Source organism: Acidovorax facilis (genome assembly GCF_023913775.1).
GTDB lineage: Bacteria > Pseudomonadota > Gammaproteobacteria > Burkholderiales > Burkholderiaceae_C > Acidovorax > Acidovorax facilis.
On record NZ_JAMXAX010000001.1, the window covers coordinates 163,527 to 186,710 of the forward strand.

The 23,184-nt window shown below is 60.5% G+C and carries 22 protein-coding genes and 3 tRNA genes; 8 read left to right on the top strand and 17 right to left on the bottom strand.

The genetic code is table 11. The annotated features are described in order from the left end of the window. Nucleotides 1–62: 62 nt before the first annotated feature. The 4 genes from NFX52_RS00805 to NFX52_RS00820 are packed head-to-tail and all read right to left on the bottom strand — an operon-like array spanning nucleotide 63 to nucleotide 3,851. Nucleotides 63–938 carry an ATP-binding cassette domain-containing protein gene (locus NFX52_RS00805; protein WP_055399079.1) on the bottom strand — a complete coding sequence of 292 codons (876 nt, stop codon included), beginning with the start codon at nucleotides 936–938 and terminating at the stop codon, nucleotides 63–65. After that, a complete protein-coding gene (locus NFX52_RS00810; protein WP_055399355.1) occupies nucleotides 935–1,975 on the bottom strand; it encodes an ABC transporter ATP-binding protein in 1,041 nt (346 codons plus the stop codon). Before NFX52_RS00810 ends, NFX52_RS00805 begins: the two co-directional genes overlap by 4 nt. A 33-nt stretch (nucleotides 1,976–2,008) precedes the next feature. Next, nucleotides 2,009–2,881 carry an ABC transporter permease gene (locus tag NFX52_RS00815; RefSeq protein ID WP_055399077.1) on the bottom strand — a complete coding sequence of 291 codons (873 nt, stop codon included), beginning with the start codon at nucleotides 2,879–2,881 and terminating at the stop codon, nucleotides 2,009–2,011. A gap of 7 nt (nucleotides 2,882–2,888) precedes the next feature. Further along, nucleotides 2,889–3,851 (bottom strand): ABC transporter permease, encoded by a 963-nt coding sequence (locus tag NFX52_RS00820; RefSeq protein ID WP_055399075.1) that lies wholly within the window; start codon nucleotides 3,849–3,851, stop codon nucleotides 2,889–2,891. 208 nt (nucleotides 3,852–4,059) lie between these two features. On the opposite strand from NFX52_RS00820, the gene NFX52_RS00825 reads away from it, so the two are divergent. After that, entirely contained in the window at nucleotides 4,060–4,317 is a 258-nt protein-coding gene (locus tag NFX52_RS00825; RefSeq protein ID WP_252635349.1) for a YfhL family 4Fe-4S dicluster ferredoxin, read from the top strand. A 118-nt stretch (nucleotides 4,318–4,435) separates the two neighbouring features. On the opposite strand, the gene pth is transcribed toward NFX52_RS00825, so the two are convergent. From pth to NFX52_RS00860, 7 genes are all read right to left on the bottom strand, one after another. Beyond that, nucleotides 4,436–5,044, bottom strand: a complete 609-nt coding sequence (gene pth / locus NFX52_RS00830) for an aminoacyl-tRNA hydrolase (protein WP_055399071.1) — start codon at nucleotides 5,042–5,044, stop codon at nucleotides 4,436–4,438. Between the two features lie 161 nt (nucleotides 5,045–5,205). Further along, nucleotides 5,206–5,841 (bottom strand): 50S ribosomal protein L25/general stress protein Ctc, encoded by a 636-nt coding sequence (locus NFX52_RS00835; RefSeq protein ID WP_055399069.1) that lies wholly within the window; start codon nucleotides 5,839–5,841, stop codon nucleotides 5,206–5,208. 171 nt (nucleotides 5,842–6,012) lie between these two features. After that, nucleotides 6,013–6,987 carry a ribose-phosphate pyrophosphokinase gene (locus tag NFX52_RS00840; protein ID WP_055399067.1) on the bottom strand — a complete coding sequence of 325 codons (975 nt, stop codon included), beginning with the start codon at nucleotides 6,985–6,987 and terminating at the stop codon, nucleotides 6,013–6,015. A 46-nt stretch (nucleotides 6,988–7,033) separates the two neighbouring features. Next, nucleotides 7,034–7,110: transfer RNA gene (locus NFX52_RS00845), tRNA-Gln, on the bottom strand. A 30-nt stretch (nucleotides 7,111–7,140) separates the two neighbouring features. Further along, nucleotides 7,141–7,998 carry a 4-(cytidine 5'-diphospho)-2-C-methyl-D-erythritol kinase gene (gene ispE / locus NFX52_RS00850; RefSeq protein WP_055399064.1) on the bottom strand — a complete coding sequence of 286 codons (858 nt, stop codon included), beginning with the start codon at nucleotides 7,996–7,998 and terminating at the stop codon, nucleotides 7,141–7,143. Nucleotides 7,999–8,028: 30 nt separating this feature from the next. After that, nucleotides 8,029–8,520, bottom strand: coding sequence for a lipoprotein insertase outer membrane protein LolB (locus NFX52_RS00855; RefSeq protein WP_055399062.1), 492 nt, complete (start codon nucleotides 8,518–8,520; stop codon nucleotides 8,029–8,031). A gap of 44 nt (nucleotides 8,521–8,564) precedes the next feature. Beyond that, nucleotides 8,565–10,343, bottom strand: a complete 1,779-nt coding sequence (locus tag NFX52_RS00860; protein ID WP_055399060.1) for a tetratricopeptide repeat protein — start codon at nucleotides 10,341–10,343, stop codon at nucleotides 8,565–8,567. Nucleotides 10,344–10,372: 29 nt separating this feature from the next. Here NFX52_RS00860 and mutM point away from each other — a divergent pair, with 29 nt between their 5' ends. From mutM to mutY, 3 genes are all read left to right on the top strand, one after another. Then, nucleotides 10,373–11,188 carry a bifunctional DNA-formamidopyrimidine glycosylase/DNA-(apurinic or apyrimidinic site) lyase gene (gene mutM, locus NFX52_RS00865; protein WP_055399058.1) on the top strand — a complete coding sequence of 272 codons (816 nt, stop codon included), beginning with the start codon at nucleotides 10,373–10,375 and terminating at the stop codon, nucleotides 11,186–11,188. A gap of 193 nt (nucleotides 11,189–11,381) precedes the next feature. Continuing rightward, complete coding sequence (locus NFX52_RS00870) at nucleotides 11,382–13,256, top strand: dynamin family protein (protein WP_242701024.1); 1,875 nt, start codon at nucleotides 11,382–11,384, stop codon at nucleotides 13,254–13,256. Beyond that, nucleotides 13,253–14,323: an A/G-specific adenine glycosylase gene (gene mutY, locus NFX52_RS00875; RefSeq protein WP_055399055.1), complete on the top strand. Its 1,071-nt coding sequence runs from the start codon at nucleotides 13,253–13,255 to the stop codon at nucleotides 14,321–14,323. Before NFX52_RS00870 ends, mutY begins: the two co-directional genes overlap by 4 nt. Nucleotides 14,324–14,350: 27 nt before the next feature. Here the strand turns inward: mutY and rapZ are convergent, their stop codons facing one another. The 3 genes from rapZ to NFX52_RS00890 are packed head-to-tail and all read right to left on the bottom strand — an operon-like array spanning nucleotide 14,351 to nucleotide 17,783. Beyond that, on the bottom strand, nucleotides 14,351–15,214 hold the full coding sequence (rapZ, locus tag NFX52_RS00880) for an RNase adapter RapZ (protein WP_055399053.1): 864 nt from the start codon (nucleotides 15,212–15,214) through the stop codon (nucleotides 14,351–14,353). Next, entirely contained in the window at nucleotides 15,214–16,884 is a 1,671-nt protein-coding gene (gene recN, locus NFX52_RS00885; protein WP_055399051.1) for a DNA repair protein RecN, read from the bottom strand. The genes rapZ and recN overlap by 1 nt, the downstream gene beginning before the upstream one ends. 2 nt (nucleotides 16,885–16,886) lie before the next feature. Further along, on the bottom strand, nucleotides 16,887–17,783 hold the full coding sequence (locus tag NFX52_RS00890; protein WP_055399049.1) for an NAD kinase: 897 nt from the start codon (nucleotides 17,781–17,783) through the stop codon (nucleotides 16,887–16,889). Nucleotides 17,784–17,811: 28 nt separating this feature from the next. On the opposite strand from NFX52_RS00890, the gene hrcA reads away from it, so the two are divergent. The 4 genes from hrcA to greB all read left to right on the top strand — a co-directional run bounded on the left by hrcA (nucleotide 17,812) and on the right by greB (nucleotide 19,872). Further along, nucleotides 17,812–18,816: a heat-inducible transcriptional repressor HrcA gene (gene hrcA / locus NFX52_RS00895; protein ID WP_055399047.1), complete on the top strand. Its 1,005-nt coding sequence runs from the start codon at nucleotides 17,812–17,814 to the stop codon at nucleotides 18,814–18,816. 51 nt (nucleotides 18,817–18,867) lie between these two features. Continuing rightward, nucleotides 18,868–18,944, top strand: a tRNA-Ile gene (locus NFX52_RS00900). A 206-nt stretch (nucleotides 18,945–19,150) separates the two neighbouring features. After that, a tRNA-Arg gene (locus tag NFX52_RS00905) sits at nucleotides 19,151–19,227 on the top strand. 78 nt (nucleotides 19,228–19,305) lie between these two features. Then, nucleotides 19,306–19,872: a transcription elongation factor GreB gene (gene greB, locus NFX52_RS00910; protein WP_055399045.1), complete on the top strand. Its 567-nt coding sequence runs from the start codon at nucleotides 19,306–19,308 to the stop codon at nucleotides 19,870–19,872. Nucleotides 19,873–19,943: 71 nt separating this feature from the next. Here greB and NFX52_RS00915 read toward each other — a convergent pair whose 3' ends face one another. The 3 genes from NFX52_RS00915 to gmk form a co-directional block, all read right to left on the bottom strand. Continuing rightward, nucleotides 19,944–22,226, bottom strand: coding sequence for a RelA/SpoT family protein (locus NFX52_RS00915; RefSeq protein WP_055399042.1), 2,283 nt, complete (start codon nucleotides 22,224–22,226; stop codon nucleotides 19,944–19,946). A 96-nt stretch (nucleotides 22,227–22,322) separates the two neighbouring features. Further along, the gene (gene rpoZ / locus NFX52_RS00920; RefSeq protein WP_005794722.1) at nucleotides 22,323–22,526 is read right to left on the bottom strand and encodes a DNA-directed RNA polymerase subunit omega; all 204 of its coding nucleotides are present in this window, start codon (nucleotides 22,524–22,526) and stop codon (nucleotides 22,323–22,325) included. 17 nt (nucleotides 22,527–22,543) lie between these two features. Continuing rightward, nucleotides 22,544–23,164, bottom strand: a complete 621-nt coding sequence (gene gmk, locus NFX52_RS00925; RefSeq protein ID WP_055399040.1) for a guanylate kinase — start codon at nucleotides 23,162–23,164, stop codon at nucleotides 22,544–22,546. Nucleotides 23,165–23,184: the final 20 nt, after the last annotated feature.

Genomic DNA, 23,184 nt, shown 5'->3' on the forward strand with positions numbered 1-23,184 from the left:
CGCCTTTGCAATGGGTTGCCGGGGAGCACAAAAGCTTTTTACACCATCACATCGGTATTTGGTTACACGATTTTTGCTGCGGCCGCAGCAGCGGCACGGCGCGCCCTTGCACGGCCCGGCAGCACCTGCGGCACCGCACCCACCAGCGATTGCGTGTACGGGTGCTGCGCGTTGCGGAACAGCTCTCCGGGAGAGCCCCGCTCTACGATGCGGCCCTGGTACAGCACCACCACCTCGTCGCACAGGTGATTCACCACGGCGAGGTCGTGGCTGATGAGCATGTAGGTGATGCCGAACTGCTGCTGCAGGTCCTGCATCAGGTTCAGCACCTGGGCCTGCACCGACACGTCGAGCGCGCTCACGGGTTCGTCCGCCACGATGAGGCGGGGCCGGGTGATGAGGGCACGCGCTATGGCGATGCGCTGGCGCTGGCCGCCAGAAAATTCGTGCGGGTACTTGCCCAGGTCGTTGGTGCGCAGGCCCACCTGGGCCAGCACCTGGGCGGCCTGCTCGCGCTGCTCGGCGCGCGTGGTCTGTCCTTGCGCCTGCAGTGGCTCGGTCACGATGCGCTCGACCGTCTGGCGCGGGTCCAGTGATCCATATGGGTCCTGGAACACCATCTGAAAGTCGCGCCGCGCCTGGCGCAGTTGCTCGGCGGGCAACTGGTGCAGGTTGCGGCCCAGCAGCTCGACCGTGCCGGAAGTGGGGGTATCGAGCGCCATTACCAGCCGTGCCAGGGTGGACTTGCCCGAGCCCGATTCGCCAACGATGCCCAGGCTGCGGCCCGATGCAATGGAGAAGTTCACGCCGTTGAGGGCATGCACCTTGCCGGGTGGCTTGAACAGATGGTCGCGCGGCAGCGTGTATTCACGCACCAGGTCTTTGACCTGCAGCAGCGGCGTTTCTGCGGGATGGGTGCTGTGCAGCGCCTGGGTCATGCGGCCACCTCGACGATGTTTACCACCTGGGCACTCTGGGCTTCGGCAATGGCCTCGCGCCGCAGACAGCGCACCTTGTGGTCGCCATCGGCATCGGTGGCCACGAGCGTGGCCTCGGGCTGGTTGTGGTGGCAGGCATCCACCGTGTAGCTGCAGCGGCCCGCAAAAGGGCAACCTGAAGGCAGGTCGACCAGCTCAGGCACCGTGCCCGGAATGGTGGACAGGCGCGGGCGCTGGCCGGGCGCGTGCACGGCGCCCAGGTGAGGCCGGGCGGCAAACAGGCCGCGTGTGTAGGGGTGGGCCATGGCCGAGAAGACCGAGGCGGTGGAGCCGCTTTCGACCACGCTGCCGCCGTACATCACCATCATGCGGTCCACGTTCTGCGAGATCACGCCCAGGTCGTGCGAGATCAGGATGAGCGCCATGTTGCGCTCGGCCACCAGATCGCTGATGAGGTCCAGGATCTGCTGCTGGATCGTCACATCGAGCGCCGTGGTGGGCTCGTCGGCAATCAGCAGATCAGGCCCGCAGGCCAGCGCCATTGCGATGGTGATGCGCTGGCGCTGCCCGCCGGAGAACTGGTGCGGATAGGCGTCAAAGCGCTGCGCGGCGTTGGGGATTCCCACGCGGTCCAGCAGGGCAATGGCTTCGGTGCGTGCGGCTGCCGCATTCATGCCCCGGTGCAGGCGCAGCGGCTCTGCCACCTGGCGGCCGATGGTGTGCACGGGGTTCAGGGCCGTCATGGGCTCCTGGAACACCATGCCAATGCGGTTGCCGCGCATCTGGCACATCTGTGCATCGGTGCGGCCCACCAGCTCTTGGCCATCAAAGCGAATGCTGCCGGTGACCTGCGCGCTGTCAGGCAGCAGCCCCATGAGCGACATGGCGGTGATGGATTTGCCACAGCCCGATTCACCAATCAGGCCCAGGGTTTCACCGCGCGCCAGCGAAAAGCTCACGCCGCGTACGGCATCGGCCGGGCCACGGTGCGTCTGCAGGCGGATGCGGAGGTTGGAGACTTCGAGCAGGAAAGACATGGAGAACAGTTCGTGCAAGGTTCGGCGGAGGTTTCAGCGCTTGCGCGACAAGCGTGGGTCCAGCAGGTCGCGCAGACCATCGCCCAGCAGGTTCAGCCCCAGCACGGCCAGCGCAATCGCCACACCAGGCCAGACGGCCAGCAGCGGGGCCTGGAACATCAGCGTCTGTGCTTCGCTGAGCATGCGGCCCCAGGAGGGTTGGGGCGGCTGGGTGCCCAGGCCCAAATAGGAGAGGGCGGCTTCGGCCAGGATGGCAATGGCGAACTGGATGGTGGCCTGCACGATGAGCACCGACAGGATGTTGGGCAGCACATGCTCCAGCGTGATGCGCAAGCTGCCCTTGCCGCAGGCGCGCGACGCCAGGATGTATTCACGCGACCACACTGCATTGGCCGATGCCCGGGTGACGCGCGCAAACGTCGGTATGTTGAAGATGCCGATGGCAATGATGGAGTTGACGATGCCCGCGCCGAACACAGCGGTGAGCATGATGGCGGACAGGATGGCCGGGAAGGCAAACGTAAAGTCGGCCAGCCGCATGATGAGTTCTTCAACCCAGCCGCGCTTGGCCGCTGCCAGCAGGCCCAGCGCCGTGCCAACAGTCAGCCCGATGCCCACGGCGATCACGCCCACCAGAATGGAATTGCGCGCACCCACCAGCAACAGCGACGCCACATCACGCCCAAAGGCATCGGTGCCCAGCCAGTGTGTGCCGGTGGGCGGCTGCAGCTTGGAGGCCAGGTCCATCTCGTAGGGCGACCAGGGTGTCCAGACCAGCGACAGTGCAGCGGCCAGCAGGAGCAGCAGCGACAGGACGGCGCCGATCACGAAGCTGCGGTGGCGCAGCGCGCGGTGCAGCCAGCTGGGGGCAGAGGTGACAGAAGGCGAAGGAATGACAGCGTTCATGGGGGGATCAGATGTCGGAGGCCTTCACGCGCGGGTCGATCACGGCGTAAAGGATGTCCACCACGAAATTCACGATGACCACCATGGCGGCGAGCAGCATCACGCAGTTGCGCACCACGATCAGGTCGCGGTTGGAGATGGACTGGAAGATCAGCCGCCCCAGGCCGGGCAGGTAGAACACGTTCTCCACCACGATGGTGCCGGCCAGCAGGTTGGCAAACTGCAGCCCCATCACGGTGATTACCGGGATCATGGCGTTGCGCAGCACATGGCCCCAGAGCGCCGCGCGCTGCGACAGGCCCTTGGCGCGGGCAGTGCGCACAAAGTCTTCGCGTAGCACCTCCAGCACGGCCGAGCGCGTGATACGCGCGAGGATGGCGGCCTGCACCACGGCCAGCGCAATGGCGGGCAGCAGCAGGGCCTTGAGGGCTTCGAGTGGACTACCGCCAGCGTCTTCGGTCCAGCCGGGGAAGCCACCGGCCGAGAACCACTGCAGTTTCACGGAGAACAGCAGGATCAGCAGGATGGCGAACCAGAAATTGGGGATGGCAATTCCGATCTGCGCCAGCCCCATCACGCCGACATCACCGATCTTGTTGTGGCGCGATGCTGCATACACACCTGCCACCAGGGCCAGCACGGTGGTGATGACCATGGCCATCAGTGCCAGGGGCACGGTGAGCGCCAGACGCTCCAGCACCAGGTCCAGCACAGGCGAGCTGTAGGCGTAGCTGTCGCCCATGTTGCCCACCACCAGCCCGCTCACCCATTGCCAGTAGCGCAGGCTGGCGGGCTGGTCCAACCCCAGCTTGCTGGCCAGCGCAGCCACGGCTTCGGGCGAGGCGTCGGGTCCCATGAGCATCTGGGCGGCGTTGCCCGGCAGGATCTCGAGCACCAGAAACACAACAATGGACGCGCCGATAAGCGTGGCCAGGAGGGTAATAAACCGCTTGAGAAAAAACAGGCCCATGGGTGAGGTGGGTGAGGAGAGGGGTAGGGCGCGCGGGCGTCAAAATTAATGTGTATACACAGCATAACGGTAAAAACATCCCCGTCAGCGGTGGTGGGTTGCAGTGTGGCATGCAAGGCACATGCCACCAGCGCGGGATAATACGGAGCATGAACCGCGCCGCGTACCCCTTCTCCATTGTTTTTGGCCCTGTGCCCAGGGAGGTCGTATGGCGCTGATGATCACCGACGAGTGCATCAACTGTGATGTGTGCGAGCCCGAATGCCCTAACCAGGCCATCTATCTGGGGCAGGAGATCTACGAGATCGACCCGAACAAGTGCACGGAATGTGTGGGGCACTTTGACGAGCCCCAATGTGTGCAGGTCTGCCCCGTCGCCTGCATCCCCGTGAACCCGCAGCACGTCGAGAACCGCGAGACGCTGTGGCAGAAGTTCCAGTGGTTGCAGGCGCCAGCTTCGAGTTAATTTGTAGTGTTTTTTGGCTCTAGCGCTTATCCATCAAGCGCAAGAAGCTATAAAAATAATAGCTATTGACCGAAGGGGATGCGACGGACCGTCGTTACCCTTATTCCAGCCGCGCCGCTCAGTCTTCTGCAGGGCGGGGGGGCTTGGGGCGCGGCGGTTTGGTGGTGTGGATGAGCAAGGTGGCCTTGTCCATCTCGCCCGCCAGCATGGCCGGGTAGGCCTTCAGCGAATGGACGATGCTGTCTTCGATCAGCGTGCGCTGGTCGGGGGAGGGCTTTTTGAGCACCCAGTTGGCGACTTCGCTTTTCACGCCCGGGTGGCCGATGCCCACGCGCAGGCGCCAATAGTCGGGGGAGCCGAGCTGGCCGTGGATGTCCCGCAGGCCGTTGTGCCCTGCATGGCTGCCGCCGCGCTTGAGCTTGACCTGCCCTGGCGGAATGTCCAGTTCGTCATGCACCACCAGGATTTCTTCGGGCTGGATCTTGAAGAAGCGCGCCAGCGAAGCCACCGACTTGCCCGAGAGGTTCATGAAGGTCTGTGGCTGCAGCAGCCAGACGCTTTGCCCATGCACCGTCGTGCGCGCTACCAGCCCGTGGTAGCTGCGCTCGGGCACCAGCGTGGCCTTGAGTTCGCGCGCCAGCGCATCAATCCACCAGAAACCGGCGTTGTGGCGGGTGGCTTCGTAGTCTGGCCCGGGGTTTCCAAGGCCTACAAACAGCTTGATCATTGGCGGGATTATCGGTGGGTGTGGGGTGGTTAGAGCCAGACGGTTTGCAGATGCGAATGGCTTTGCGCCAATGAAAACGGCCCACACAAGGTGGGCCGTTGGGGGTCAACGCCGCAGGGCGGGCTGACCGGGTGAAGTGATCGAGGTCGTTGACCGGCGAATTACTTCTTGCCCTTGCCCTTGCCCTTGGCGTCGGCAGCAGGAGCTGCTTCGGCAGGGGTCTCAACGACCACCACTGGAGGCACCACGGACACCAGCACGGGGTTGTTGTTCTGACCGCCACGGATCTTGGCCGTCACGCCCTTGGGCAGCTTGATGTCCTTCAGGTGCAGGGATGCGCCCTTTTCCAGCTTGGACAGGTCCACAGCGATGAACTCAGGCAGGTCCGAAGGCATGCAGGTCACGTCCAGCTCGTTCACGATCGGGTTGACCATGCACTTGTCGACCTTGACGGCGTTGGACTCGTCAGCACCGCTGTAGTGCAGTGGCACCTTCATGTGCAGCTTGGTCTTTTCGTCCACGCGCTGGAAGTCGATGTGCAGCACGAGTTGCTTGTAGGGGTGGTATTGCACGTCACGCAGCAGAACCTTGGAGGTCGTGCCGGCAACTTCCATGTCCAGCACGCTGGAGTGGAAAGCTTCCTTCTTGAGGGCGTGCCACAGTGCATTGTGGTCCACCTCGATGAGTTGGGGTTCGGCGGTGCCACCGTAGACGATGCCAGGCGTCTTGCCCGAATTGCGCAGACGGCGGCTCGCACCCGTACCTTGCTTGGCGCGCTCAAAAGCGACGAAGTTCATAACTAGCTCCTGAAAAGGACAGACCGCGACCAGTCTTGCCCTGTTTTAAAAAGGCCTGCGATAGCAGGCCACACTTCGTTCCCGAACCAACAGACAAGCCTCCCGAAGGAGGCTTGGTGTCCTGTTCAACCGTCTTTCCAAGCCGAAGGCCTCTTGCGAGCCCCGCGTTTGTCAGAACAGGTTGTCTTGGTCCGAGAACAGACTCATCACCGACTCACCCTTGGCAATGCGCTGGATCGTCTCTGCGATCAGCGGGGCCACGGAAAGTTGGCGAATCTTGGCGCATCCCCGGGCGTTGTCGCTCAGCGGGATGGTGTTGGTCACCACCACTTCATCGAGGGCCGAGCCCTTGGCGATGCGTTCGATGGCAGGACCCGAAAAAATAGGGTGCGTACAGTAGGCGTACACCTTCTTGGCCCCACGCTCCTTGAGCACTTCAGCGGCCTTTACCAGCGTGCCGGCGGTGTCGATCATGTCGTCCATGATCACGCAGTTGCGGCCTTCGATTTCGCCGATCACGTGCATGACTTCGGACACGTTGGCTTTGGGGCGGCGCTTGTCGATGATGGCCAGGTCGCAGTTGAGCTGCTTGGCCAGTGCACGGGCGCGCACCACGCCACCCACGTCGGGCGAGACCACAATCAGGTCTTCATAGTTCTTCTGACGCAGGTCGCCCAGCAGCACGGGCGACGCGTAGATGTTGTCCACCGGGATGTCGAAAAAGCCCTGGATCTGGTCGGCATGCAAGTCCATGGTCAGCACGCGTGCCACGCCCACGGCTTGCAGCATGTTGGCCACCACCTTGGCGGTGATAGGCACGCGCGTCGAACGCGGGCGGCGGTCCTGGCGGGCATAGCCGAAGTAAGGGATCACGGCGCTGATGCGCTCAGCCGATGCACGCTTGAGCGCATCAACCATGATCAGCAGTTCCATGAGGTTTTCGTTGGTGGGGGCGCAGGTGGACTGCACCACGAAAACATCGCGTGCGCGCACGTTTTGCTTGATTTCAACGGTGACTTCACCGTCGGAGAATCGACCCACATCAGCCGCACCGAGGGTGGTGCCGAGGTGTTGGGCAATTTCAGCTGCCATGCCAGGATTGGCATTGCCGGTGAAAACCATGAAGTCGGGGTGGTTGGCTTGCATGAGCGTCCCAGCAGTCTGAAATAAAAGCCCGTACGCGGAAAGCGTTTGGCAGGGGAAGAAGGATTCGAACCTTCGCATGCCGGAATCAAAATCCGGTGCCTTAACCAGCTTGGCGACTCCCCTACACAGGTCAACTACCGAAGGCAGCTAACCTTAATTCTTGCCTGATGCCCAACCTGCCAGAGGATGGACCATCAGATTTTCACATTCCTTGACTTGCCAGCCCTGTGGGGCTCCACTCAAGTCAACTGCATGTGACATATGCGCAAACACTGCACTTCCTGAGCCTGTCATCCTGCCTTGCAATCCTCGGACATCGAGCCATTCAATGGCTTCGGTAACCTCGGTGCAAAGTGCCTGGGCAACTGGCTGCAAGTCGTTTCGACCGAAGTCAAAGTGTGCTGCAGCAAAGCCTAAGATTGTAGCACTATCTGAATCGCGTTTCAAACTTGGTGACGAAAAAATTGCTTTTGTCTCCAAACCTGCAGCGGGCTTCACTATGGCAAAGCGCGCTTGCGGTAGTTGCTGTGCTTTCTCAAGCGGCGTGATTGTCTCACCAATTCCTTCGACCCAGGCGTTGTGGCCGCGTAAAAAAAATGGAATGTCTGCACCGAGCTTCAGGCCAATAGCTTCCAGTGCCGATTGCGACAGGTTCAGACCCCACAACCTGTTAAGGGCAAGCAGGGTGCTGGCTGCATCGGAAGAGCCACCACCCATGCCCGCCTGGGAGGGGATGGTTTTCACGACGCCAATGTGTGCACCCTGGGTGCAGCCGGTGGCTTGCTGCAGTGCGAGCGCGGCCTTGATCGTCAGGTCTAGCTCTGGCAGTGCCGTGCCCAGGTCTTCGCGTGTGATAGCGCCACCGGCGCGGCGCTCGAAATGGAGGGTGTCGCACCAGTCGATCAACATGAAGACCGACTGCAGCAGGTGGTACCCGTCCGCGCGTTGGCCTGTGATGTGAAGGAACAGGTTGAGCTTTGCCGGAGCCGGCACGTCATACAGGGATTGCATGGCAACGAATAGGGCGCGTGAGGAGGGCGGCTAGCGGGTCAGTGCAATGCGCAAAGTGGCCTGGGGGGCGGGGTCGTCGCGGTGTGCCACCAGCCGCCCCTGTTCCAGGGCCGAAAGATCGGCCCTCCAGCCTGGCACGGTGGTTTGTACACCCTTGAGCCAGGCGAACAGGGCGGCCACGGGGATGCGCGTGCCCGTCACATCCTGCAGCAGTGCGTCGAGTGAATCAGAGGTCCGCGATTCCTGCGCGCTGGTCAGCTGTGCATGGCCATCTTTCCATTCCAGCTGTGCGATGCGGCTGCCGAGCGGGCTGATCAGTGCAAGCCCCCCGGCCTGCGCATTGCCCCGCAGTTCAAATATTGCAGAGAACGACTGCGATGCCTGTCCTTCCACCTGCAGGGCGATACGCCCATTCCAGGCATCTTCTTCGCCTGCAGGTACCTGTGGCGGCTGCGCGCAGCCGATCAGCCACAGTGCGCAGGCCACCCACAGCAGCAGCCCGGCGACACGTGGGCCGACCATGAGGCGCGCAACGCGTTGAAAAGGAGTTCCTGAAACTCCGTACATCAAAGGCTCACCCCAAGGCGCTTCAGCGTTTCTTTCAGCGTTTCATTGTCAGGGCTTGTCCGTGCGCCTTCTTTCCAGACCTTGAGGGCAGCTTCCTTGTCACCCAGGTTCCAAAGCACCTCACCGAGATGCGCTGCGATTTCTACATCCGGGCGAGCTTTGTAGGCGGTTTCCAGGTGCCGCTTGGCCTCTGCCTTGTTGCCCATGCGAAATTCCACCCAGCCCAGACTGTCGGTAATGAAGGGATCGGAGGGGGCGAACTCCAGTGCTTTCAGAATCAGCTGTTTGGCTTCGTCCAGTCGCACGCCCCGGTCTGCCAATGAATAACCGAGGGCGTTGTAAGCATGGTGGTATTGAGGCTTCTGGGAAATCACCTGCCTCAGCAGCTTCTCCATAGTCTCCGGGTGACCCGCTTTTTCGGCCAGCATGGCTTGGTCATACACCAGTTCGGCGTCATCAGGTGCGAGCGCCACAAGCTCGCTCTGGACTTGGTAGGCTTCCTGGTAAAGCCGCAGGTCACGCAGTAGCTGCACCTCGGCCAGCAGCTTCATGCGTTTGTCGTCAGCAGAGGTTCCTGGCAGGTTTCGCAGCAGTTCCCGCGCCTGGGCCACTTTGCCCTGCCGTGCCAGCAGGGACGCGCGGCGGCTTTGCGCACTGAAGGCTTCGTCCACGTTGTCGATGCGGTTGAGCCACGCTTCTGCAGCGGCAAAATCGCCCTTCTTCTCTGCGAGCTGTGCGGACAGCAAATAGGCTTGCGTAAGCCCTTTCTGACGCACTTCAGGATCGGTCGCGGCGGAGGTGAGCTCCATGAAGCGCTGCAGCGCATTCTCTGCAGCGGAGAGCCTGTTGTCTTGCAACTGCAGGGTGGCCAGCACCAGCCAGGCCTCTACCAAGTCCGGTTTCTCTTTGGTGACGTATTCCAGTTGACGGGCAGCATCGGGGTAGCGCTGCAAACCCAAAAGAACCCGCGCATAGCCCATCCGCAACTCTGGCACGGGTTGTTTGGCAAGTGCTTGTGTTACCAGTGGTTCGGCCTCGGGCGTGTTCTCTTCCATCAGCTCCAGCGCCAGCCTGGCGGCCCCCTCGTTAGCGTCGTCAAGAGCCTGCGCGCGCCGAGCGGCATCCAGTGCCCCCGATTTATCGCCCGCCGCGAGGCGAAGGCGACCCAGGGATACCCAGGCCACAGGGCCGGTGGCAGGGTGGGAAAGCTCGTCCACGAGGGCGGCTTCCACCACCTTCGCCGCCAGCGCCTTGTCGCTGGCACGCCCGTACATCTGGGGCAGTGCAGACAGGGTCGAAGCCTTTGCGCGGGGGGATGATTGGGCGAGTTCCTGGCGCAGCAGATCGGGTGTTTCGCCAATACGGTTCAGTGCAACAAGAATTTGCAGTACATAGCGATTCGCCTCGCGCGACTGTGGCAGGGCCTCTTTCCATGCCTTGGCAGCTGCCAGTGCATATTCACCCGATCGTGACTGCAAGGCGATATCTGCGGCCCTTTGGTAGAGTTGGCCATCTGCACTGCGGCGTGCAGCCTCCAGCATGAAGGCATAACCAGCACCGGGGTCGCCTGTTCGGGCGCTGATTTCGCCCAGGAAAATCTCGTAGAACAATTCAGCATCCAGTGCCGGGTTGGATACCACTGGAGATTCATCTGTGGCGGGGCGGCTGTCACTGCCGGTCTGTTGTGCCCATGCTGAGTGGGCGGATACCGCGATCACGGTCGTCAATGCGGCAATCCGAAAGCTGTGAAATAGCACCATTGGGTCATAATAATCCATGCCTGTTAACCCATTGCCGGGGTCTTTGTATGCCTGAGTTGCCCGAAGTGGAAGTGACCCGCCGCAGTTTGGTTCAGGCCATCACTGGCGCCCGCATTGAGGCGGTCACGCTCGGCAAACCCTTGCGCTGGCCTCTGGGGTGTGCGCCACAGACTTTGGTGGGGCAGCAGGTGATGGGCCTGCGCCGCCGCGGAAAATATTTGCTGGCCGATACCAGTCGAGGAGTTCTGCTCGTGCATCTTGGGATGTCGGGCAGCCTGCGCTTCAGCCAGGGGTTACCAGCGGCCGGAGTCCACGATCACTTTGACATGCTGACAAGCCAGGGAACGCTGCGGCTGCACGATCCGCGCCGATTCGGTGCCGTGGTGTACGTTCATGGGGAACAAGACCCTGTTGCAACCAAGCTTCTGGGCGGGCTGGGAATGGAGCCGCTGTCTGACGGATTCTCTCTTGCTGTTTTCCAGGCTGGTCTGAAAAAGAGCCAGATGCCCATCAAACAGTTGCTCCTGGCTGGCCGAGTGGTGGTGGGGGTTGGCAATATCTATGCGTCAGAAGTGCTTTTTCTGGCTGGAATCCGTCCCACAACGAGTGCGTCTCGTATCGGGCCTGCGCGGGTGCTCAAATTGCACGCTGCCATTCGGTCTGTATTGGCGCGGGCCGTGGATATGGGGGGCAGCACGTTACGCGATTTTTCCAATGCAGATGGAATGGCAGGCCACTTTCAGACCCAGACCAACGTTTATGGACGCGATGGAGCGCCGTGCCATGTTTGTGGCACTTCGGTAAAGGTGCTGCGCCAGGGGCAGCGGAGCAGCTATTTTTGCCCTATGTGCCAGCGGCCTTGAATCAGGTCAAGCACCAATTCGCCGTGGCATGACGGCCCGCGAGCGGTCGATGCTATATTTTGTGTATGCCTGCCCTGCAGGCCATTCTTAGATCTCTGGGAGCAAAGTGGGACCTTCATTCAACGAACAGTTCGACCAGCATGGTGCCTGGCGGCGTGAGTTCGCCCAGCAACTCAAGCGGCTGGCCGAGTGGATGTCCTCGCACGAACTCATGGACGCAGCAGTTCAGGAGCGGCTGCAACGCCTGGAGGAGCAGGTTCGCAGCGACAAGGTCATGGTGGCGTTTGTTGCCGAATTTTCGCGCGGCAAATCTGAGTTGATCAACGCGATCTTCTTTGCAGACTATGGCCGCCGCATCATGCCTGCGAGTGCAGGGCGCACCACCATGTGCCCCACCGAACTTGGGTACGACGCCAGCGTGGCGCCCAGCCTTCGTCTGCTGCCCATTGAAACCCGACTGCAGATGCAGAGCTTGGCGGAGTGGCGGGTTAAAACGGACCGGTGGCAGGAGATCCCCCTGGATGTCGGAAACGCGGACCAGATTGCCAAGGCGCTCGAAAAGGTGGCCGAAGTACGAAAGGTCAGCCTGGACAATGCGCGGGCATTGGGCTTTTGGCACGATGATCTGACCGATGAAAACCCTGTGCCTGATGCCCAGGGCTTGGTGGAGGTGCCCATGTGGCGCCACGCCCTCATCAATATTCCCCATCCTTTGCTGAAACAGGGGCTGGTGATTCTGGACACGCCAGGGCTGAATGCCGTGGGCGCTGAGCCTGAACTGACCGTCAACCTGATTCCGCAGGCGCATGCGGTGGTCTTCATTCTGAGCGCTGATACCGGAGTTACCCGCTCTGATTTGTCCATCTGGCGCGAGCACCTGGCCATTTCGGCGGACAGCATGGATGCCCGGCTGGTGGTGCTCAACAAGATAGACACCTTGTGGGACACGCTCAATTCTGCAGAGCAGGTGCAGGCGCAGATGGAGCGCCAGTGCAGTACGTCTGCAGAAATGTTGGGTGTTCCGTTGGATAGGGTTGTGCCCGTGTCTGCGCAGAAAGGGCTGGTCGCCAAGATCACTGCTGATGATCTGCTGCTGGAGACCAGCGGCCTGCCTGTTCTGGAAGAGGCGCTGGCCAAAGGAATCATGGGGCGGCGGCAGTCTATTTTGCGGGCGGCTGTGGCCAACGGCGTGGCCAGTTTGCGCACTGAGACTTCTCGGGTCATCAATATCCGGCGCCGAGATCTTGACGACCAGATGGCCGAATTGCGAAGCCTGCGCGGCAAGAATGCGTCTGTGATCGAATCGATGCGGCACCGCATTGAGCAGGAACAGCGGGAGTTTGACCTGAGCACTTCCAAAATCCAGGCAGTGCGTGCGGTCCACCTGAAGCTGCTTCGAGATGTATTTCAGCAGTTGGGCGCCAAGGCGCTCAAAGTCGAGCTTTCTGAATTGGCGCAGACCCTGCAGCAAAAAGGGCTCAAGCTGGGTGTGAAGAAAATCTATCTTCAGACTTTTGACAAGTTGCGCGGTACGCTGGACAAAGCACAAGCGTCAGGCACTGAGATTCAGGCCATGTTGGGTGGCACCTTCAGGCAACTCAATGCCGAGTTTGGCTTTTCTCTGCAGGTCCCTTCGCCTCCGCAACTGGAGCACTTTACGCACGATCTGAATCAGATCGAACAGAGCCATCTCCAATACCTCGGCATGGGTAACGCGCTCAAGCTGGCCCAGCCCGAGTTTGCGGAACGTCTGGTCCGGGCCCTGGCCATGCGTTTGCGTACCGTGTATGAATCGGCCGCGAACGATCTTGAACTGTGGAGCAAATCTGCTACGGCCCAACTGGATGCGCAGCTGCGTGAGCGTCGCCGTAGTTTTGCGCGTCGCATCGAGGCTGTGGATCGCATTCAGCAGGCTGCCAGCGGTTTGGTGGAGCGCATTGCGGAAATTGAAGCGAGTGAGGATGAGTTGGTCCAACTGGAGCAAAGGCTGCAGGAGCTGACCTCCCAGCTTGTTGCTCTGCCCGGTCTTGACTCCGTGACCTCGGGTAGCCATCTGGTATCTGCATGAGCGACGGTGGGCGGGAGGATGTGGCTGGGCTCGTGGTCGCATGGCAGGCGTCTCATGGCCGCAATCACCTGCCTTGGCAACAGACGCGCGATCCGTACCGGGTCTGGCTGTCCGAGATCATGCTGCAGCAAACGCAGGTTACGACGGTGCTTGACTACTACGGGCGCTTTCTGGAGCGTTTTCCCGACGTAGTGGCCTTGTCGCTGGCAGAGCAGGACGAAGTGATGGGTCTCTGGAGCGGGCTGGGCTACTACACCCGGGCCCGCAACCTGCATCGCTGCGCCCAGCAGGTTGTGGCAGAGCACGGAGGCACCTTTCCTCGCACCGCCGAGATGCTGGCTACCTTGCCGGGGATTGGTCGCTCCACCGCTGGAGCGATTGCCGCATTCTGTTTCTCTGAACGCGTGCCTATTCTTGATGCCAACGTGCGCAGGGTTTTGACGCGTTTGCTCGGCTTTGAAAAGGACCTCGCGTCGTCGGGAAACGAGCGTCTGCTCTGGAAGGAGGCGGAGTCACTGCTGCCGCAGAAAAATCTGCTTACGGCCATGCCCCGCTATACCCAGGGACTCATGGATCTGGGAGCGTCGATTTGTACGCCACGATTGCCACGCTGCGACCGGTGTCCTTTGGCGGGCCGCTGTGTGGCATTCAAAGACGGAGATCCACAACGCTACCCTGTCAAGACGCGCAAGCTGGCACGCCGGTCTGAATCCTGGCAGCTTCTGGTTCTTCGAAATCCTGCTGGGCAGGTGTGGTTGCAACGTCGCCCCTCTGCTGGGATATGGGCTGGCATGCATTGTGTGCCGGTCTTCGCCGACGGCGCCTCTTTGAACGGATATGTCAAATTCCTAGGTGATGCTTCTCGCATTGCCTGCAACGAGCTCCAGCCTTTTCTCCATGTGCTGACACACAGGGATTTGCATCTTCACCCCGTGTTGGTCACGGGGGAGGTTCCGGATCAGCCCACTGAAGAAGGGGCGTGGTTTGGGGTCAATGAGTGGTCCTCTATCGGCCTGCCTGCTCCCATCCGCAAGCTGCTTGATTCGACCCAAGCTCAGTTGTGGTGAGCGTACCAGGGCTTTGTTGCGTAGATATCAACGTCCATCCAGCTCTCGGTGTCTCTTCAGGGTTGCCCAACGGCTGCTCAAAACATCGGCAAGTCGTTCCACCAAGTAGACCGAGCGGTGCTGGCCGCCAGTGCAGCCCACCGCGACCGTGACATAACTGCGGTGGTTCCGGTCAAGCATTTCCAGCCAGTGCGCGAGAAATTGCTCAATATGCGCCTGCATCAGCGACACATCGGGTTGCTGGCGCAGGAAATGGGCTACAGGTTCGTCCAGCCCCGTCAGATCCCGCAGCGCAGGTTCATAGTGTGGGTTCGGCAACATTCGCACATCAAAGACGTAGTCAGCGTCCATCGGTATGCCACGCTTGAATGCAAAAGACTGGAATACCAGGGTCATCTGTCCCCGGGTGGTGACAAGCAAACTCTTCACGTAGCTTTGGAGCTGTGAAGCCCGTATGGTGCTTGTGTCGATCACATGCGAATGTTCTCGCAGTTCCGCCAGCAGCTCGCGCTCCAACTCGATAATCTGCACGAGCGCTTTTCGACCCTGTTGGAGATCGTCGTGCGACAGCGGGTGGCGTCTGCGTGTTTCTGAGAAACGCCTGACAAGCGTATCGATGGTGGCGTCGAGGAAAACCGATTGCACCGAAACGCCCTCGCTCCTTAGCCGACTCAGCTCCTGTGGAACCTGATGCAATGAGGTGGCACTTCGAACGTCCATCGCGATAGCAACGCGGTTGCCGTGGTGACGGTGTTCCAGCGCCACAAAAGCTGGCAGCAGTTCTGGGGGCAGGTTGTCTACGCAGTAATACCCTGCGTCCTCCAGCGCATGCAGCGCCACGGACTTTCCTGATCCCGACATACCCGTGATCAAAACGATTTCAAGTGCCATCAGCCATGTCCTTCTCGTGCAACGGCCGCGAGATCCAGCATCTCGCTCGCGTGGGCGAGCGTAGTCTGGGTGGATCGTTCGCCGCCCAGCATGCGGGCAATTTCTGCCACACGGTTCTCGCCCTGTACCGTCGATACGGCGCTGGTGGTGCCATTCGGGCTCTTGCGTTTGGCCACCTTGAGGTGGTGGTGTGCGCAAGCCGCCACCTGCGGCAGGTGGGTGACCGCGAGCACCTGACGGTCGCTGCCAAGCTGCTGCATCAGCCGCCCCACTGTTTCAGCCACCGCCCCACCTACGCCAGAGTCCACTTCATCAAAGATGAGCGTGGGAGCCATACCCAATTCACTGGTTGTTACAGCGATGGCCAGCGAAATGCGGGAGAGTTCGCCGCCCGATGCGACTTTGCCGATGGGTTTGGGTGTCATCCCGGGATGGCCCGCGACGAGGAATACCACGTCATCGATACCGTGGTGCGAGGGCTCTGAGGCCTTGGTCATGGAAACCTCGAATTTTCCTCCCTCCATGCCCAGGCCCTGCATGGCTTGGGTAATGGCGTGAGACAGTTTCGGGGCGGCTTTGGCGCGACCCAGAGACAGCACGCGTGCCGACGCGTGGTAGGCCTTGGCACTGGCGGCCTCGGCGGCCTCCAGTCGTTCCAGATCTGTCGCTGCGTCCAGCCGGCGCATCTCCTCCTTCCAGCTCTGGTGTAGAGCCGGCAGCTCTGCTGGCGTGCGCTTGTAACGGCGTGCCAAGGTCATCCAGAGCGAAATGCGGGTGTCGAGTTCGGCCAGGCGCTGTGGATCTATTTCCACGTGCCTCAAATACAGCTGCAGCGAGTGGAGCACGTCGCTGGCTTGTGCGAGGCTGGAAGAAAGTATGTCTGCGAGCGGTGCGAACTCGGGCTCAATATGCTCATGGCTTTGGAGAAGATCGTGCGCGCGTGCAAGCCCAGTCAGTGCACCAGCATCTTCATCTTGGAGGGCTTGGATGGCGCCCTCGGCCCCTTCCAGCAGCGCCTGTGCATGTGAGAGGCGTTTGTGTTGTGCGTCGAGTTCTTCCCATTCGCCATCAATGGGTGCGAGCTTGTCCACCTCGTTGATCTGCCATTGCAGACGCTCACTTTCCTGCTGCAAATTAGCCTGGGCCAGGCGTGCTTGCTCCAGGGCTTTTTGATCCTTTCGCCATTGGGTCCAGAGCGCTGCGGTTTCTGCTGTGTGCACCCCTGCAAATGCGTCCAGCAGGCCGCGTACCGAGTCTGGTCTTGTAAGGCTTTGCCAAGCATGCTGCCCGTGGATGTCTAGCAGGCTGTCTCCTAATGCCCGCAGCTGGGCAGCAGTGGCTGGGGTGCCATTGATCCAAGCCCTGCTTTTGCCCTGAGAGTCCACGGTCCGACGCAAAAGCAACAGCTCATCAATGTCAAAACCCGCTTCCTCCAGCCATGGCTGGAGATGGGGTGGGCAATCGAACTCAGCGCAAAGATCCGCTTTGTCAGCGCCTTCGCGAACCACACCTGCATCGGAGCGTGCGCCCAGAACGAGTTGCAGTGCATCAATCAGGATGGATTTTCCAGCGCCTGTTTCTCCCGTCAGCACGGTGAAACCGGAGCTTAGTTCAAGTTCAAGCGCTTGAACGATCACAAAATCGCGCAGGGTAATCCGCCGGAGCGCCATGGTCAGGAGCCCCCTTCATTCCAGCGCAGCTTTTTGCGCAGGGTGGCAAAGTAGTTCCAGCCTTGAGGATGGAGAAACCGCACGCAGTGCTCTGACCTTTTCACCAGAATGCGGTCGCCATGCAGCAGTGAGGCCAGTGACTGCATGTCAAAGTTGGCACTGACATCCCGACCACTCACAACCTCAACCGCCACCTCGGTGGCATCCGACAGAACAATCGGTCGGTTGGAGAGCGTATGAGGGGCGATGGGCACCAGCACCCATCCGGGAATGGAGGGGTGAAGCATGGGACCACCGGCTGACAGCGAATACGCCGTTGACCCTGTGGGTGAGGCGATGATGAGTCCGTCTGCGCGTTGGTTCGCCACAAATCGGCCGCCGACCTCGACCCGCAATTCCACCATGCCTGAAGTCGCGCCTCGGTTCACAACGACATCGTTCATCGCGAGGGCTTCGAAGACGACGCGCTCGTCGCGCACGACCGTAGCGTGCATCAGCGGTCGCAAGTCTTCCTCGTATTCGCCCTGAAGCATGGGGGGAAGAGTGGCCTGATAGGTATCGAAAGGAATGTCGGTGATGAAGCCAAGCCGTCCCTGGTTGATGCCGATCAGGGGCGTCCCAAACCGGGCGAGCCGCCGACCTATGCCCAGCATGGTGCCGTCACCCCCGACCACCAGGCCCAGATCGCATCGACTGCCTATCTCGTCTACATTCAGGACTGGATAGTGTGTGAGCCCGGTGTTGCTTGCGGTCTCAGCTTCCAGCATCACTTCGCAACCCTGGCGTTCAAGAAAATGGGCGATGTCTTCCAGGGCCTGGCGGGAGCTTTCACCGATGGAGCCCGCCGAAGAAGCTTGGTACTTGCCTATCAGTGCGACATGGCGGAAATTGGACGTCATCGCGAAATTACATCATTAAAATCATTCCATGCTCGATGACCGTGCCAAGTTGTTGCTCAAAGCGCTGGTCGAGCGCTACATCGCCGATGGGCAGCCCGTCGGATCCCGCACGTTGTCGCGCGCGTCTGGGCTGGATTTATCTCCAGCCACTATCCGTAACGTCATGGCGGATCTGGAGGAGTTAGGGCTGATCGCGAGTCCCCACACCTCAGCCGGTCGCATTCCTACTGCACGAGGTTATCGGCTGTTTGTGGACACCATGCTGACAGTGCAGCGGGACCCTCTGACCCCTCCCCAGCTTGCGCCCGAACAGCCGCAAAAGGTGATCGCCAACGCTGCCCAGTTGCTATCCAATCTTTCGCAGTTCGTCGGTGTCGTTATGGCACCACGCAGAACATCGGTGTTCCGCCATATTGAGTTCTTGAGGCTGTCCGAGCGGAGATTTTTGGTCATCATCGTTTCGCCCGAGGGCGACGTTCAAAATCGCGTGATCTTCACGGACGTGGACTACTCCCAGTCACAACTCATTGAGGCTTCCAACTTTCTGAACGCGCATTACGCGGGGCTTGCGATGGAGCAAGTGCGTGAGCGCCTGAAATCTGAGGTGGATGTGCTGCGCGGCGAGATCGCTTCGCTCATGCAGGCTGCGGTGAATGTGGGGTCTGAGGCTTTGTCCCAAGCGCAAGACGAGGTCGTGATTTCTGGTGAGCGCAACCTGCTGGCGGTCAGTGATTTCTCCAGCGACATGGGTAACTTGCGACGTGCCTTCGATCTGTTCGAACAGAAAACCCAGATTCTGCGGTTGCTGGATATCTCCAGCCAGGCCGAGGGAGTGCGCATCTACATTGGTGGTGAAAGCCATGTCGTGCCTTTTGAGGAGCTGTCCATCGTCAGTGCTCCGTATGAGGTAGACGGCAAAGTGGTCGGGACGCTAGGCGTGATCGGCCCCACGCGCATGCCATACGACCGGATGATTCAGATCGTGGACATCACATCAAAGCTGGTGTCCAACGCACTCAGCCATCGCAAGTAAAGCCCCTACAATACGGCGCTTGCCCCGTTGTATAGCGCTGGAGCATGGCCTGGGGCGTTAGCTCAGTTGGTTAGAGCAGAGGACTCATAATCCTTTGGTCGTTGGTTCAAGTCCAACACGCCCTACCACCCATCCATTCGAATGGGCGATCATCACGATCACGGCCAGTTTTCTTGTCGCAATGTGCGCCTTTCTTCTTTTGGAGTCTCTGGAGTGCATTACAATTGGGGCTTGCGTTGAGTTGAGCTTTTGCTGATCAGGCCCATGCGGCAGGTTACAGTAAAAAAGTTGATTTCAAAGATTGCCAAGAAATCATGCTATAATTCAAAGCTTAGCGGCTGTAGCTCAGCTGGATAGAGTACTTGGCTACGAACCAAGGGGTCGTGGGTTCGATTCCTGCCAGCCGCACCAATGTTTAAAGCCTGCAATCGCGAGATTGCAGGCTTTTTCATTTGTCAAAGCGTTTCTCGCTGACGGGGGAGATCTTCCATGAGCAAGGCCTTTACCAAAGAAACCGATGCTTCCGATGAGGATGAATTGGTGTTGCCTGCGTTGCCTGCGGGCGGTAAGAACTACATCACTCCGGCAGGATACGCGCGCCTGCGTGATGAGTTGCTGGACCTGATTGACAACGAGCGGCCCAAAGTGGTCGAAGCCGTGCACTGGGCTGCCAGCAACGGAGATCGGTCTGAAAATGGCGACTATCTCTACGGCAAGAAACGTTTGCGAGAGATTGATCGGCGCATCCGCTTTCTCACCAAGCGGCTCGAGATTGCCGAAGTGGTGGATCCCAGCCTGCATGCGGGCAGCAATCAGGTGTTTTTCGGCTCCACAGTCACGTACATCGATGATGAAGGTATAGGGCGCACGATCACCATCATGGGCATCGATGAGGCAGACAGCCGGGAATCGCAGGTGAGCTGGATCTCGCCGGTGGCGCGTGCGCTCTTGAAGGCCCATGTGGGTGACGAGGTGCTGCTGCCTACGCCAGGAGGCGTGCGAAGCCTTGAAGTGGTGGCAGTGCAGTATCCGCAGCGCGCCGCGCATGCGGACTGAGCGGGGTCCGCGACGCCGCTTTACGCCAAGCCCAGCATGGGTTGATGGCGCCGCTCAGCGCTGTGAAGTGCTTACGTGGCCTGCGGGGTGATGCGTGCAGCGCGAATGACGGCCTGGGTGCGCCGCAAGTTGCGCAGTGCGGTTTCGAGGTGGGTCTGATCTCGCACCGCCACAATGAAGCGCAAGTCCGTGGTGTCGAGGGCCGCCTCGTCATCCATATCCACATGGGTGATGTCAGCTTCTGAATTGGCCAGTTCAGCGGCCACGCGGGCGAGCACACCTTTGCCGTTGGTGACAGTCACCACGACCCCGGTTTCGAACATGCGCGTGGGCTCGTCCGACCAGTCCACCGCAATGAAGCGCTCGCTGTCCTTGTGCTGCAGCCGCTTGGCCACCGTGCAGTGGGCGTTGTGAACCACCAGGCCCTCGCCACGGCCCAGATAGCCCACGATGCTGTCGCCAGGTACTGGGCGGCAACAGGATGCGTACTGCACCGAGGCATTTTCGCTGCCATCCAGAGTTACCGCTCCTTGCGAAAGCGTCTCGTGGGATGTGTAGCGCTCCCGTGTCATGAGCAGCGCATCAGGACGATGGCCGTGTTCGGACATCAGCACCATGAGTCGCTTGGCCACGATGCTGGCGATGCGCTTGCCCAGGCCCAGGTCCGTCATCAGTTCGCTGCGGGTGCGGTTTCCTGTAAAGCGCAGCAGTTTGTCCCACATCGGTTGGGTCTCTGCGTCCTGGGGAGGGAGCTGCTCCAGGCCTTCCGCCCGGATGGCCTGGGTCAGCAGCTTCTCGCCCAGGCCTTCCGATTCGGTCTGTGCCAGCGTTTTCAGGTAGTGCCGGATCTTGGAGCGTGCGCGGCCCGTGCGCACAAAACCCAGCCAGGCCGGATTGGGCGTGGATACCGGGGCTGTGATGATCTCCACCACATCGCCATTCTTGAGTTCGGTGCGCAGGGGCACTTGCTCATTGTTGATTTTTGCCGCCGTGGTGCGGTCGCCAACGTTGCTGTGGATGGCGTAGGCAAAGTCCACCACGGTAGCTCCGCGAGGCAGGGCCATGATCTGGCTCTTGGGGGTGAAAACGTAGACAGCGTCCGGGAACAGGTCCACCTTGACATGGTCCCAGAACTCGGCGGCATCGCGGGTCTCGTTCTGGATGTCCAGCAGGGACTGCAGCCACTTGGTCCCTAGTCGCTCGGCCGATGTGCCATCGCCGTCCTGCGCCTTGTACAACCAGTGTGCGGCCACACCAGCCTCGGCGATGACATGCATCTCGTCCGTACGCATCTGGAATTCGATGTTCACGCCGGAAGGGCCCACCAAGGTGGTGTGCAGGGATTGGTAGCCATTGAGCTTGGCGATGGCGATGTGGTCCTTGAACTTGCCAGGAACCGGCTTGTACATCTGGTGGAGCACGCCCAGGGCGGTGTAGCAGTCTGTCACCGTGGGTACGATCACCCTGAATCCGTAAATATCGGTGACCTGGGCAAAACTCAGGTGCTTGAGGTCCATCTTCTGGTAGATGGCATACAGCGTTTTCTCGCGGCCGGCAAGGCGGACCTTCATACCGATCTTGGAGAAGGCGGTGTCCACCTCGGCCTGAACCTTTTGCACCAGATCGCGCCTGCGGTTGCGTGATTTGTTGACTGCCTTGGATAGCGTGGCGTAGCGCCATGGGTGCAGGTGCCGAAAGGCCAGATCCTGCAATTCCCGGTAAGTCTGGTTAAGGCCCAGGCGGTGGGCAATGGGTGCATAGATCTCCAGCGTCTCCGAGGAGATGCGGCCCCATTTGCTGCGCGGCATGTCCGACAGCGTGCGCATGTTGTGCGTGCGGTCCGCCAGCTTGATGAGGATGACGCGCACGTCGCGCGCCATGGCCAGCAGCATCTTGCGGAAAGACTCGGCCTGGTTCTCTTCGCGGGTGTTGAACTGCAGCTTGTCGAGCTTGGTCAGCCCATCTACCAGTTCAGCCACGGGGGCGCCAAAGCGGTCTATTAGGTCTGCTTTGGTGACGCCACAGTCTTCCATGGCATCGTGCAGCAGTGCGGCCATCAGCGCCTGGGCGTCCAATTTCCAGGTGGCGCACTGTGCAGCCACGGCAATGGGGTGCGTGATGTAGGGCTCACCGCTGTTGCGCAACTGACCCAGGTGGGCCTCGTCAGCGAAGCGATAGGCTTGGCGCACCTGTTCGATGCTGGTCGCGTCCAGGTAGTCGAGGCTGTCTGTCAGCGCAGCAAAGCTGGCCGCAGCCGCATTGGCTGCCGCTGCGGCTGCCGACAAAGTTCCCGCCGTTGGTACTTCGCCGGGGCGGGCTTGCGTTGCAGAAGGTGAGTTGAGCACCGCGTTCATGCCTTAAATGTAGCGCGGGAGCGCATCAGGAGACTTTGGGGCAAAAAAAAGCACCGCTGTCGCGGTGCTCTTTGCGGGCTGCGCCCAGAAAAAAGCTCAACCAGGAACCTTCTTGAGCATTTCCAGGCCAACCTTGCCTTCGGCGATTTCGCGCAAGGCGGTCACGGCAGGCTTGTTGCGGCTTTCGATGCGGGGGGCGTGGCCCTGGCTCAGCATGCGGGCACGGTACGTGGCGGCCAACACGAGCTGGAAGCGGTTGGGGATCTTTTCCAGACAGTCTTCTACAGTGATGCGTGCCATCGTTTTACTCCGGGGATTCAGGTGATATTGAGCGACTGGAAGGTGTCAGCACGGGCGCGGCGCTGGGCGGCGTACTTGAGTCGCTGGGCGTGAACTACGGCTTTCAGGTCGAAAAGCGCGCGCTCAAACAACTCATTGATTATAACGAAGTCAAATTTGCTCACCTGGGCCATCTCGGTAGCCGCGTTCTTGAGACGGACTTCGATGACATCGGGGGAGTCTTCGCCCCGTCGTTCCAGGCGCGAACGCAGTTCTTCCCAGCTGGGGGGCAGGATGAACACGAGGATGGCATTCGCGAAGGCTTCCTTGATCTGCAGCGCGCCCTGAAAGTCGATCTCCAGGATCACGTCCGAGCCTTGGGCAATGCGCTCCTCGATCGCCTTCTTGGAGGTGCCATAGCGGTTGCCATGTACATGCGCCCATTCCACGAAGGCGTTGCCTTCCACCATGGCATCAAACTCGGATTGCGACGCAAAGTAGTAGTCGCGGCCATGTTTTTCTTGCCCGCGCGGAGCGCGGGTGGTGTGGGAGATCGACAGGTGGACGTGGGAGTCCAGTTCCAGCAAGGCCTTGACCAGGCTGGATTTGCCTGCGCCGCTGGGGGCCGCAACTACGATGAGATTTCCGGGATAGTCCATAGTTGATGTGCGCGAAGCGC

What these genes read in the sequence shown, in the direction of transcription:
- NFX52_RS00805 (WP_055399079.1), bottom strand. Translation starts at nt 938, where the DNA reads ATGACCCAGGCGCTGCACAGCACCCATCCCGCAGAAACGCCGCTGCTG.
- NFX52_RS00810 (WP_055399355.1), bottom strand. Translation starts at nt 1,975, where the DNA reads ATGTCTTTCCTGCTCGAAGTCTCCAACCTCCGCATCCGCCTGCAGACG.
- NFX52_RS00815 (WP_055399077.1), bottom strand. Translation starts at nt 2,881, where the DNA reads ATGAACGCTGTCATTCCTTCGCCTTCTGTCACCTCTGCCCCCAGCTGG.
- NFX52_RS00820 (WP_055399075.1), bottom strand. Translation starts at nt 3,851, where the DNA reads ATGGGCCTGTTTTTTCTCAAGCGGTTTATTACCCTCCTGGCCACGCTT.
- NFX52_RS00825 (WP_252635349.1), top strand. Translation starts at nt 4,060, where the DNA reads ATGGCGCTGATGATCACCGACGAGTGCATCAACTGTGATGTGTGCGAG.
- pth (WP_055399071.1), bottom strand. Translation starts at nt 5,044, where the DNA reads ATGATCAAGCTGTTTGTAGGCCTTGGAAACCCCGGGCCAGACTACGAA.
- NFX52_RS00835 (WP_055399069.1), bottom strand. Translation starts at nt 5,841, where the DNA reads ATGAACTTCGTCGCTTTTGAGCGCGCCAAGCAAGGTACGGGTGCGAGC.
- NFX52_RS00840 (WP_055399067.1), bottom strand. Translation starts at nt 6,987, where the DNA reads ATGCAAGCCAACCACCCCGACTTCATGGTTTTCACCGGCAATGCCAAT.
- ispE (WP_055399064.1), bottom strand. Translation starts at nt 7,998, where the DNA reads ATGCAATCCCTGTATGACGTGCCGGCTCCGGCAAAGCTCAACCTGTTC.
- NFX52_RS00855 (WP_055399062.1), bottom strand. Translation starts at nt 8,520, where the DNA reads ATGGTCGGCCCACGTGTCGCCGGGCTGCTGCTGTGGGTGGCCTGCGCA.
- NFX52_RS00860 (WP_055399060.1), bottom strand. Translation starts at nt 10,343, where the DNA reads ATGGATTATTATGACCCAATGGTGCTATTTCACAGCTTTCGGATTGCC.
- mutM (WP_055399058.1), top strand. Translation starts at nt 10,373, where the DNA reads ATGCCTGAGTTGCCCGAAGTGGAAGTGACCCGCCGCAGTTTGGTTCAG.
- NFX52_RS00870 (WP_242701024.1), top strand. Translation starts at nt 11,382, where the DNA reads ATGTCCTCGCACGAACTCATGGACGCAGCAGTTCAGGAGCGGCTGCAA.
- mutY (WP_055399055.1), top strand. Translation starts at nt 13,253, where the DNA reads ATGAGCGACGGTGGGCGGGAGGATGTGGCTGGGCTCGTGGTCGCATGG.
- rapZ (WP_055399053.1), bottom strand. Translation starts at nt 15,214, where the DNA reads ATGGCACTTGAAATCGTTTTGATCACGGGTATGTCGGGATCAGGAAAG.
- recN (WP_055399051.1), bottom strand. Translation starts at nt 16,884, where the DNA reads ATGGCGCTCCGGCGGATTACCCTGCGCGATTTTGTGATCGTTCAAGCG.
- NFX52_RS00890 (WP_055399049.1), bottom strand. Translation starts at nt 17,783, where the DNA reads ATGACGTCCAATTTCCGCCATGTCGCACTGATAGGCAAGTACCAAGCT.
- hrcA (WP_055399047.1), top strand. Translation starts at nt 17,812, where the DNA reads ATGCTCGATGACCGTGCCAAGTTGTTGCTCAAAGCGCTGGTCGAGCGC.
- greB (WP_055399045.1), top strand. Translation starts at nt 19,306, where the DNA reads ATGAGCAAGGCCTTTACCAAAGAAACCGATGCTTCCGATGAGGATGAA.
- NFX52_RS00915 (WP_055399042.1), bottom strand. Translation starts at nt 22,226, where the DNA reads ATGAACGCGGTGCTCAACTCACCTTCTGCAACGCAAGCCCGCCCCGGC.
- rpoZ (WP_005794722.1), bottom strand. Translation starts at nt 22,526, where the DNA reads ATGGCACGCATCACTGTAGAAGACTGTCTGGAAAAGATCCCCAACCGC.
- gmk (WP_055399040.1), bottom strand. Translation starts at nt 23,164, where the DNA reads ATGGACTATCCCGGAAATCTCATCGTAGTTGCGGCCCCCAGCGGCGCA.